Origin of the sequence: Nocardia sp. NPDC060220 (assembly GCF_042727815.1) — a bacterium.
Classification (GTDB): Bacteria; Actinomycetota; Actinomycetes; order Mycobacteriales; family Mycobacteriaceae; genus Nocardia.
This window is the reverse complement of record NZ_JBHWZY010001368.1, coordinates 1-1,101: the sequence shown is the minus strand read 5'-3', so window position 1 is coordinate 1,101 and position 1,101 is coordinate 1. Positions and strand designations below refer to the sequence as shown.

Below are 1,101 nucleotides of genomic sequence, written 5' to 3'. Positions count from 1 at the left end.
ATATCCATCCTTAAATACAGAGTCGTAGCAATCCTGAGCTGCACCAAGGATATCAACGCCGAACTGCGGCGTAGGTCAATGCCTTTTCGGGCGGCCAGCGCGGTGTCGTGCACATGACCAGACGTCGGCGCGCTGATGTTGAACGCGAGTGAGCGGTCGAGGCGATCGCCGCTCGGCGCGATCGGGCCGACGATCGCCAGTTGGGGCGGTCGGCGCGAGCCAGTGCGCGGGATTGGGCGCCCGCGGTCACTGGCAATGATCGCGCGGTGGCCGCGTAGCCGGACCCGGTGGTCGACCTGGATTCGTTGTTGCGCGACAACCCGGATTCTGGCCGAGGAGTTCCACTACTCCCGTGAATGGACCTCCGAACACCAACGGGCTCACGCACCCAGCATTTGTAATATCCACAACAACAGGTCAGCCGAACTCGCCGGAACGCGGAGCTTCCGCAGTCTCGGCTCCGCACCCCACCACGCGCGTCCCGCTCGCCGTCACCGGCCCGAATCGGTGGTGCAACGACGCACACGACCGAGCCCGAGAAGAGCGCTGTCCGCTGCCCGAAAAGGAGTGGAGCCGAGCCACCACAGTGCGGTTGGATGACTACCTGCGGGTGCCGCCCCGCGGCCCGCGAACACGGATGACCGAGGAGTGGACGATGCCGATCGCCATGCTGCGAGGCGTGACTCTGGACTGCGCCGATCCCCGGGCTCTGGCCCGGTTTTACCAAGAGCTGACAGGCATGCAGCTCGGCTTTGACACTGACGAGTTCGTCGGCCTGACCGATGGTTCGGGCTGCGACCTGGGCTTCCAACGGGTCGAGGGATACCGGGCTCCGCGGTGGCCCGGTCAGGACGTGCCGCAGCAGCTCCACCTGGACCTCGGCGTCGAGGATCTCGACGCTGCGGAGAAGTCGGCGCTGAGGCTCGGCGCGGTCAGCCCGGACCACCAGCCGGGCGGCGACCGGTGGCGGGTGCTGCTGGATCCGGCCGGTAACCCGTTCTGCTTGGTCGCCGGCTGATCTTTGGAGTCCGCCGCGGACCAGTCCGGTCTGTGGGGGCCCAAGCCTGCGAGATCCGGCGGTAAGCGCTGTTGCTGAGCGGG

General features: G+C 66.8%; 1 protein-coding gene. It reads left to right on the top strand.

Going from position 1 to position 1,101, the window contains the following annotated elements; all coding sequences use genetic code 11:
- Positions 1-655 precede the first annotated feature (655 nt).
- The gene (locus ACFWF3_RS36835) at positions 656-1,018 is read left to right on the top strand and encodes a VOC family protein (protein ID WP_379318872.1); all 363 of its coding nucleotides are present in this window, start codon (positions 656-658) and stop codon (positions 1,016-1,018) included.
- Positions 1,019-1,101: the final 83 nt, after the last annotated feature.

Bases quoted from the DNA above. Each gene is read 5' to 3' on its own strand.
- ACFWF3_RS36835 (WP_379318872.1), top strand. From the start codon at position 656: ATGCCGATCGCCATGCTGCGAGGCGTGACTCTGGACTGCGCCGATCCC.